9 protein-coding genes are annotated in these 9,130 nt (G+C 55.8%); 2 read left to right on the top strand and 7 right to left on the bottom strand.

Going from position 1 to position 9,130, the window contains the following annotated elements:
- Nucleotides 1–1,005 (top strand): 3-deoxy-7-phosphoheptulonate synthase AroG (gene aroG / locus L977_RS18430; protein WP_047626509.1); only part of this gene is annotated, 1,005 nt, incomplete at its 5' end.
- Between the two features lie 61 nt (nt 1,006–1,066).
- On the opposite strand, the gene gpmA is transcribed toward aroG, so the two are convergent.
- The 7 genes from gpmA to modE all read right to left on the bottom strand — a co-directional run bounded on the left by gpmA (nt 1,067) and on the right by modE (nt 8,815).
- Complete coding sequence (gene gpmA / locus L977_RS18435; protein ID WP_008501111.1) at nt 1,067–1,819, bottom strand: 2,3-diphosphoglycerate-dependent phosphoglycerate mutase; 753 nt, start codon at nt 1,817–1,819, stop codon at nt 1,067–1,069.
- Between the two features lie 205 nt (nt 1,820–2,024).
- Nucleotides 2,025–3,068, bottom strand: a complete 1,044-nt coding sequence (galM, locus tag L977_RS18440; RefSeq protein WP_045269874.1) for a galactose-1-epimerase — start codon at nt 3,066–3,068, stop codon at nt 2,025–2,027.
- Nucleotides 3,062–4,210, bottom strand: a complete 1,149-nt coding sequence (gene galK / locus L977_RS18445; RefSeq protein ID WP_014883054.1) for a galactokinase — start codon at nt 4,208–4,210, stop codon at nt 3,062–3,064. The genes galM and galK overlap by 7 nt, the downstream gene beginning before the upstream one ends.
- 3 nt (nt 4,211–4,213) lie before the next feature.
- Nucleotides 4,214–5,260, bottom strand: coding sequence for a galactose-1-phosphate uridylyltransferase (galT, locus tag L977_RS18450; RefSeq protein WP_047626510.1), 1,047 nt, complete (start codon nt 5,258–5,260; stop codon nt 4,214–4,216).
- Nucleotides 5,261–5,269: 9 nt separating this feature from the next.
- Nucleotides 5,270–6,286: a UDP-glucose 4-epimerase GalE gene (gene galE / locus L977_RS18455; protein ID WP_023332434.1), complete on the bottom strand. Its 1,017-nt coding sequence runs from the start codon at nt 6,284–6,286 to the stop codon at nt 5,270–5,272.
- 200 nt (nt 6,287–6,486) lie between these two features.
- Nucleotides 6,487–7,959, bottom strand: a complete 1,473-nt coding sequence (gene modF, locus L977_RS18460) for a molybdate ABC transporter ATP-binding protein ModF (protein ID WP_047626511.1) — start codon at nt 7,957–7,959, stop codon at nt 6,487–6,489.
- Nucleotides 7,960–8,026: 67 nt separating this feature from the next.
- Nucleotides 8,027–8,815 (bottom strand): molybdenum-dependent transcriptional regulator, encoded by a 789-nt coding sequence (gene modE / locus L977_RS18465; protein ID WP_023332436.1) that lies wholly within the window; start codon nt 8,813–8,815, stop codon nt 8,027–8,029.
- Between the two features lie 127 nt (nt 8,816–8,942).
- On the opposite strand from modE, the gene L977_RS18470 reads away from it, so the two are divergent.
- Nucleotides 8,943–9,092, top strand: a complete 150-nt coding sequence (locus tag L977_RS18470) for an AcrZ family multidrug efflux pump-associated protein (RefSeq protein ID WP_014883059.1) — start codon at nt 8,943–8,945, stop codon at nt 9,090–9,092.
- The last annotated feature ends 38 nt before the right edge of the window (nt 9,093–9,130 follow it).

Below are 9,130 nucleotides of genomic sequence, written 5' to 3' on the forward strand. Positions count from 1 at the left end.
TTACCTCCTGTAGCGCTCCTTGAGAAATTCCCCGCCACTGAAAATGCCGCAAACACGGTTTCTCATGCTCGCAAAGCGATCCATAAGATCCTGAAAGGTAATGACGATCGTCTTCTGGTGGTGATTGGTCCATGCTCTATCCACGATCCTGCTGCGGCAAAAGAGTATGCGGCAAGGCTGCTTCAGCTGCGCGAAGAGCTGAAGGATGAGCTGGAAATCGTCATGCGCGTCTATTTTGAAAAACCGCGTACGACAGTTGGCTGGAAAGGGCTCATTAACGATCCGCACATGGATAACAGCTTCCAGATCAACGACGGTCTGCGTATTGCGCGCAAGCTGCTGCTGGAGATCAACGACAGTGGCCTGCCTGCTGCCGGTGAGTTCCTGGACATGATCACGCCACAATACCTGGCTGATTTGATGAGCTGGGGCGCAATTGGTGCCCGTACCACGGAATCTCAGGTTCACCGCGAACTGGCATCCGGTCTCTCTTGTCCGGTTGGTTTTAAAAACGGCACTGACGGCACCATTAAGGTGGCTATCGACGCCATTAACGCAGCGGGTGCGCCGCACTGCTTCCTGTCCGTGACCAAATGGGGTCATTCCGCCATCGTGAACACCAGCGGTAACGGGGATTGCCATATCATTCTGCGTGGCGGCAAAGAGCCAAACTACAGTGCAAAACATGTGGCCGACGTGAAGGTCGGGCTGGAAAAAGCCGGGCTGCCACCGCAGGTGATGATCGATTTCAGCCATGCCAACTCCAGCAAGCAGTTTAAAAAGCAAATGGACGTCGGGGTTGATGTCTGTCAGCAGATTGCCGGCGGTGAGAAGGCGGTGATTGGCGTGATGATTGAAAGCCATCTGGTCGAAGGTAACCAGAACCTGGAAGGCAGTGAGCCGCTGGTGTACGGCAAGAGCGTCACGGATGCCTGCATCGGCTGGGACGATACCGACACCCTCCTGCGTCAGCTGGCGAACGCGGTGAAAGCACGTCGCGGTTAAGTCCTGAGGCAGAAATAAAAAAGCGCGGAAGGCTCCGCGCTTTTTTTATGTCTGGCGAAAATTACTTCGCTTTACCCTGGTTCGCGACAGCCGCGGCTTTCGCTGCGATTTCATCCGCGTTACCCAGATAGTAGTGTTTGATTGGTTTGAAGTTTTCGTCGAACTCATACACCAGCGGTACGCCAGTTGGGATGTTCAGTTCAAGAATTTCGTCTTCACCCATGTTGTCCAGGTATTTCACCAGCGCACGCAGGGAGTTACCGTGAGCGGCGATGATCACGCGCTCACCGCTTTTCAGGCGTGGCAGAATGGTTTCGTTCCAGTAAGGCACAACGCGGTCGATGGTCAGCGCCAGGCTTTCGGTGGTTGGCAGCTCAGCGTCAGTCAGTTTCGCGTAACGCGGGTCGTGGCCCGGGTAGCGCTCGTCATCTTTGGTCAGCTCTGGTGGGGTTACCGCGAAGCCGCGACGCCACTGTTTAACCTGCTCATCACCGTATTTCTCAGCGGTTTCGGCTTTGTTCAGACCCTGCAGCGCACCGTAGTGGCGCTCGTTCAGTTTCCAGGATTTCTCAACCGGCAGCCAGGCCTGATCCAGTTCGTCGAGCACGTTCCACAGCGTGTGGATGGCACGTTTCAGCACAGAGGTGTAAGCAAAATCAAAGCTGAAGCCTTCTTCCTTCAGCAGTTTACCTGCTGCTTTTGCTTCGCTTACGCCTTTCTCAGACAGATCAACGTCGTACCAACCGGTAAAGCGGTTTTCGTTGTTCCACTGGCTTTCGCCGTGACGCACCAGGACCAGCTTAGTAATAGCCATCTCTTACTCCTCAAGCATTTTTAGAATGATAACAATTCTCATTATATTGCTGTGGCCAGGCCAGCAGCAACGCTTAACCCTAACCATAGCGAAAATAGTCTCCGAGTGTAAGATGCTTGTGAATCCAGGGTTATGATTTTGTCTGCGATCGGCGCTATTTTCAGCAAGGGGAGCAGAAAAAAGCCCTCGATGTGAGGGCCTGTCGTTAAGCGCGCGGAATGAAATGATACTCGGTGACGCTCACGTACTCTTCACCCGGGCGCAGAACGCAATCTGGCTGCGGCCATTCCGGATGATTCGGGCTGTCAGGCAGGAACTCGCTCTCCAGTGCCAGACCCTGCCAGTCGCTGTATTCATTGTGTTCGCGTGCCGTTGTGCCGCCTAGATAGTTACCTGAGTAGAACTGCAGGGCAGGGGCGGTGGTATAAACGGTCATCTGCAGCTTCTCGTCAGCAGACCAGACCTGCGCGGCGGGCTGGCTGAGATCGCCTTTGGCCTGCAACAGGAAAGCGTGGTCGTAGCCTTTCACCTTGCGCTGATCGTCATCACTCAGGAAATCCTGTGCGATAGCTTTCGCATTGCGGAAGTCGAAGCTGGTGTCGTTCACCTGCTTCAGGCCCTGATACGGTATGCCCATTTCGTCAACCGGCAGGTACGCGTCCGCAAGGATTTGCAGCTTGTGGTTGCGCACGTCGCACTGGTTGCCGTCCAGATTAAAGTAGGCATGGTTAGTCAGGTTAACCGGACACGGCTTGTCGACCGTGGCACGGTATTCGATGGCGATTCGGTTGTCGTCGGTCAGCGTGAAGCGTGCGGAGGCGATAAGGTTGCCCGGGAAGCCCTGATCGCCATCAGGTGAATCCAGCGAGAACAGCACTTCGCTGTCATTTTGACGGACAATTTTCCAGCGGCGTTTATCAAACCCTTCCGGTCCGCCGTGAAGCTGGTTCTCACCCTGACTTGGAAGGAGAGGGTACGCCACGCCGTCGAGTTCGAAACGGCTTTTAGCGATGCGGTTGGCATAGCGGCCGACGGACGCTCCCAGAAAAGCCGATTGGTTAACATACTGCTCAGGCGATGCACAGCCGAGCAGCGTTTCACGCACGCTGCCGTCCGGCATCGGTACGCGGGCGGAGAGCAGGGTTGCACCCCAGTCCATCAGCGTAACCACCATCCCTGCGCGGTTGCGCAGGGTTAACAGGCGATACGGCAGACCATCCGGTGCGAGAGTAGGTGTTTCGTTTAGCACTGTCCGGCTCCTTGTGATGCTTTACATACATAGAAGGTTTCTTTAATACCTGTCTTTGCTTCGTACTGCTTCGTCACGGCATCCTGTACGGCAGGGACCAGCTCTTCCGGTACCAGCGCAACGATGCAGCCCCCGAAGCCGCCGCCGGTCATGCGCACGCCGCCTTTATCGCCGATGGTCGCTTTGACGATCTCAACCAGGGTATCAATTTGCGGGACGGTGATTTCAAAGTCATCGCGCATGGAGGCATGCGATTCAGCCATCAGTTCTCCCATGCGTTTCAGGTCGCCTTTCGCCAGCGCGGACGCGGCTTCAACGGTACGGGCGTTCTCCGTCAGCACGTGACGAACGCGTCTGGCGACAACCGGATCCAGCTCATGCGCAACCTTATTGAATTCATCAAGCGTCACGTCGCGCAGGGCGGGCTGCTGGAAGAAGCGTGCACCGGTTTCACACTGCTCGCGGCGGGTGTTGTACTCGCTGCCCACCAGCGTGCGCTTAAAATTACTGTTGATAATCACAACAGCCGCGCCTTTGGGCAGCGGAACGGCTTTGGTGCCAAGCGAGCGGCAGTCGATCAGCAGCGCGTGCTCTTTTTTGCCCAGCGCGGAGATCAGCTGGTCCATAATGCCGCAGTTACAGCCCACGAACTGGTTTTCTGCTTCCTGACCGTTAAGGGCGATTTGCGCCCCGTCCAGCGGCAGATGATAAAGCTGCTGGAACACGGTCCCCACGGCGACTTCCAGAGAGGCAGAGGAGCTTAAGCCCGCGCCCTGTGGCACGTTGCCGCTGATCACTAAATCCGCACCGCCAAAGTTCTTGTTACGCTTCTGCAGATGCTTCACCACGCCGCGCACATAGTTAGACCACTGCTGGCTGTCGTGCGTCACAATGGGGGCATCAAGGGAAAACTCGTCGGTTTCGTTACCGTAATCCGCCGCTATTACGCGGACGTTACGGTCGTCGCGCTTTGCGCAACTAATAACCGTCTGGTAATCAATGGCACACGGCAGCACAAAACCGTCGTTGTAGTCAGTATGTTCACCGATCAGATTGACGCGGCCAGGCGCCTGAATAACATGGGTGGCAGGGTAGCCAAATTTCTCAGCAAACAGGGATTGTGTTTTATCTTTCAGACTCATTTTTTAGACTCCTGATTCGCGATAGTGGACGTCACTCACGGCACGCAGACGTTCGGCTGCCTGTTCCGCCGTCAGGTCACGCTGGGTTTCCGCCAGCATTTCATAGCCCACCATGAACTTACGTACCGTCGCAGAGCGAAGCAGTGGCGGATAGAAATGGGCATGCAGCTGCCAGTGTTGGTTCTCTTCACCGTTAAACGGTGCGCCGTGCCAGCCCATGGAATACGGGAAAGAGCACTGGAACAGGTTGTCGTAACGGCTGGTCAGTTTCTTCAGCGCCAGCGCAAGGTCGTCGCGCTGTGCGTCGCTGAGATCGGTCATGCGCTGAATGTGCGCTTTCGGCAACAGCAGCGTTTCAAACGGCCAGGCGGCCCAGTAAGGTACGACGGCGAGCCAGTGTTCGGTTTCCACCACGGTACGGCTGCCATCGGCCAGCTCACGCTGGGTGTAATCAACCAGCATGGGTGAGCCGTTTTCCTCTAAATAGGCTTTTTGCAGGCGGTCTTCGCGTTCGGCTTCGTTAGGCAGGAAGCTGTTCGCCCAGATCTGGCCGTGCGGATGCGGGTTGGAGCAGCCCATCGCCGCACCTTTGTTTTCAAATACCTGCACCCACGGGTAAGTCTGCCCCAGCTCAGCGGTTTGTGCCTGCCAGGTGCCGATCACCTCTTTCAGTGCCTCAACGCTCAGCTCCGGCAGCGTTTTGCTGTGATCGGGCGAGAAGCAGATCACGCGGCTGGTACCCCGCGCGCTTTCACAGCGCATCAGCGGGTCATGGCTCGCGGGCGCGTCCGGCGTGTCGGTCATTAGCGCAGCAAAATCGTTGGTGAAGACGAAGGTGCCTTTGTAGTCCGGGTTTTTATCTCCGGTGACGCGCGTGTTGCCCGGACACAGGAAGCAATCCGGGTCATGCTGCGGTAGCGTTTGTTTCGCAGGCGTCTCTTGCGCCCCCTGCCAGGGGCGCTTGGCGCGATGCGGAGACACCAAAATCCATTGTCCGCTTAACGGGTTAAAACGACGATGCGGATGATCGACGGGATTAAACGAAGTCATGAAGGATCCTTAGTCCGGATAGCCTTGCGGGTGGCGTGACTGCCAGTGCCAGGTATCCTGTGCCATTTCATCAAGCGTGCGGGTAACACGCCAGTTAAGCTCTTTGTCGGCTTTAGTGGCATCCGCCCAGTAAGCGGGCAGGTCACCATCACGACGCGGTGCGAAGTGGTAGTTCACTGGCTTACCGCAGGCTTTGCTGAAGGCGTTAACCACGTCCAGCACGCTGCTGCCGACCCCGGCGCCGAGGTTGTAAATATGCACGCCCGGTTTATCTGCCAGCTGTTGCATGGCCGCAACGTGACCGTCGGCCAGATCCATCACGTGGATATAGTCGCGCACGCCGGTGCCGTCCTGGGTTGGGTAGTCGTTACCAAAAATCGCCAGCGACTCACGACGGCCTACCGCCACCTGGGCGATATACGGCATCAGGTTGTTCGGGATGCCCTGCGGATCTTCACCCATATCGCCAGACGGATGGGCGCCGACCGGGTTGAAGTAGCGCAGCAAGGCGATGCTCCATTCCGGCTGCGCTTTTTGCAGATCGGTCAAGATCTGTTCCACCATCAGCTTGCTTTTGCCGTACGGGCTTTGTGGCGTGCCTGTCGGGAAACTTTCAACGTAGGGGATTTTTGGCTGATCGCCATAGACGGTGGCGGAGGAGCTGAAGATAAAGTTTTTAACGTTCGCCGCACGCATGGCGGAGATGAGACGCAGGGTACCGTTGACGTTGTTGTCGTAATACTCAAGCGGCTTCGCAACGGATTCACCGACGGCTTTCAGACCGGCGAAGTGGATCACCGCTTCAATGGCGTGGTCGTGAAGGATTTCGGTCATCAGCGCTTCGTTGCGGATGTCGCCTTCCACGAAAGTGGGTTGTTTCCCGCCAAGACGTTCAATCACCGGCAGCACGCTGCGCTTACTATTGCACAGGTTGTCGAGGATGATCACATCGTGACCATTTTGCAGCAGTTGCACACAGGTATGACTTCCGATGTAACCGCTACCACCTGTTACCAGAACTCGCATGATTCGCTCCATTAGGCTTATGGTATGTAATAACCATAGCATAACAGAGACGCTAAAAGTGTGACATGGGATAAAATAGTGGAATCGTTTACACTCGTTTTCAAACTCGCTTTTTCAATCACTCAGAACATTCTAGATCAAAGAGATAGTGTTGTATTGATGCAAGTTATCTGAAAAGAGGAGGGCGGGGCCCTCCACGGTTAGTCGATGTGGCTGAGAAGGTAGCGATAGCGCTCGCCGTCCGGAATGAACTCAAGACGATGGGTGATACAGGAAGGGGCATCCTCGGCATGGTGTGAAACAAACAGCAGTTGGGTTTCACCCTCGGCAATGAGAATATCCACAAAGCGACGAATCAGCTGGCGGTTTAGCGGATCCAGACCCTGCAGGGGCTCATCCAGAATTAACAGTGTCGGGTGTTTTACCAGCGCGCGAACGATCAATGCCAGGCGCTGCTGCCCCCATGACAAACTGTGAAACGGCGCGTCAGCCACCCGGCTATCCATCCCCAGAATATCCAGCCACTGCTGGGCCAGCTTGTGCTGCTTGTCCGACACCGCCTGATAAATTCCGATGGAGTCAAAATACCCGGAGAGGATCACGTTACGTACCGTGGTACTGACCCGGTAATCCAGATGTAGGCTGCTGCTGACGTAGCCGATATGTTTTTTAATATCCCAGATGGTTTCACCGCTGCCGCGACGACGGCCAAACAACGTGAGATCGTTGCTATAGCCCTGCGGATGGTCGCCGGTGATGAGGCTCAGCAGCGTGGATTTTCCCGCGCCATTCGGGCCGACAATCTGCCAGTGCTCGCCCGGATTCACCGTCCAGCTAAGATGGTTAAGGATCGGGCGGTCGTCATAAGAGACGATACCATCACGCAGCACGATGCGTGGCTGGTGAGGATCGAGCGCGTGGCGGGCTGACGGGGCATCGGGTTCCGGAAGGGTGATGCCGTCGAGCTGTTCACTGTGCGCGAGCTGGGCGATCAGCGCCTGCTTAAGCAGCGCCGACTTTTCGCCCGTCTCGGTCAGATGGCAGTCGGCCAGCACACCGGCATGCTGGACAAAATCCGGAATCTCATCAAAGCGGTTAAGTACCAGCACAAGGGTATATCCCTGCTGATTAAGCGATCCCAGCAGATGCGCCAGCTGCGCCCGGGACTGGACGTCAAGGCCGTCGAACGGTTCGTCGAGGATCAGCAACTCAGGCTCGCTCATCAGCGCCTGGCAAAGCAGGGTTTTCCGCGTTTCGCCGGTAGAAAGATATTTGAAGCGTCGGTTGAGCAGGGCGGTAACGCCGAACTGTTCAGCCAGGCGCTGACAGCGGGCAGGATCTTTCACCTCATCCTGGATAATTTCCGCCGTTGTACGGCCGGTATCTTCTTCTCCAGGACTGAGTAAATCGGTGTTGTTGCGCTGCCATTCGTCGCTCACCAGCTTTTGCAGTTGTTCAAAAGAGAGGCGCGTCAGGCGCGTAACGTCGCTCTGGTATTCCCCTTTGAGGAGGGTGAGCTCCCCCGCCAGCGCACGGGCCAGCGCGGATTTACCGCTGCCGTTAGTGCCAACAAACGCCCAGCTTTCACCCGCGCGTATTGTCAAATCAGCAATCGCCAGCGTCCGGGTATCGCTAAGACGAAACGTACCTTGCGAAATATGCAATAATGCCATGATTTATCCCATTTTTTGCAGCAACAGATGTCAGGGATACTCACTGTCAGCGCGGTTGTCAATGCGCTCAGCACAATGTGGCGATAATCACCCGGTCTGCGTTGAAATATGCGGTGACGACAGCACCTTCTTCTAAGCCGTCCGCCTCGCTGCAAGGTACCGTCGCGCAGAGTGATTGTCCGTCCGCCAGCGTCATAAGCACTTCGCATTGCGCCTTACCGCGTTCAATATGGCTGATTGCGCCCGATAGCTGGTTATCCGCTGCCTGTGCCGTGTCGGGGTTACGCGTGATATTGACCCATGGCGCTTTCAGTAACACCAGCACCTCTTTACCTTCATCCAGGCCAAGGCGCTCTGCACTCTGCGCGGTGATTGCGGCTTTCAGACGCGTTGTTCCATCGGCAAGCAGGATCTCAACATGCTGTTGTATCTGAAGATTATCGCGCGCCGTCACCGTACCAAACCACTGGTTGCGGGCGCTGGTTTGTAACGAGAAGCGGGAAATGGCGGCCAGCAAACTGTCCAGTGGAACGCTATCGTCATCACTCAGTACATCAAACGCTTTTTGCTGGATCTGGCCCAGAAGATCGTAAAGCTGAATCAGGCGCTGGCCGTAGCGCGTCACCCTGGCGCCGCCACCGCCCTTACCGCCCGTGGCTCTGTCCACCAGCGGGTGTTCGCTCAGGGTGTTCATTTCATTGATGGCATCCCAGGCGCTTTTATAGCTGATCCCGGCATTCTTTGCCCCCTGGCTAATCGAGCCCGTTTGTTCTATTTGTTTAAGCAGGGCTATACGTCTGGGGTCGGCAAAAAGCTTTTGCTGTAGTCGGAGAGTAAGAAGAATTTCGGCCTGCATAACAGTGTCCTGGCAAAAAGGATATTGTGACCCAAATGGTGCGGGGCGCAAAGGCTACCGCACAAAAGGGGATGTTTTTCTTACTTTTCAGGGTAGAATAAGCCCTTCACAATATCTGGAGAAAACCATGTTAGAGTTGTTGAAAAGTCTGGTATTCGCCGTGATCATGGTGCCAGTAGTGATGGCCATCATCCTCGGTGCCATCTACGGCCTGGGTGAAGTGTTCAACCTCTTTTCGAACATTGGTCACAAAGACCAGGCTAAAAAGCAGCATTGATTCCCTTCAAAACGCCCGGCTAGCCCGGGCGTTTTGCT

It is taken from the genome of Enterobacter sp. ZOR0014 (genome assembly GCF_000798855.1).
Classification (GTDB): domain Bacteria; phylum Pseudomonadota; class Gammaproteobacteria; order Enterobacterales; family Enterobacteriaceae; genus Enterobacter; species Enterobacter kobei.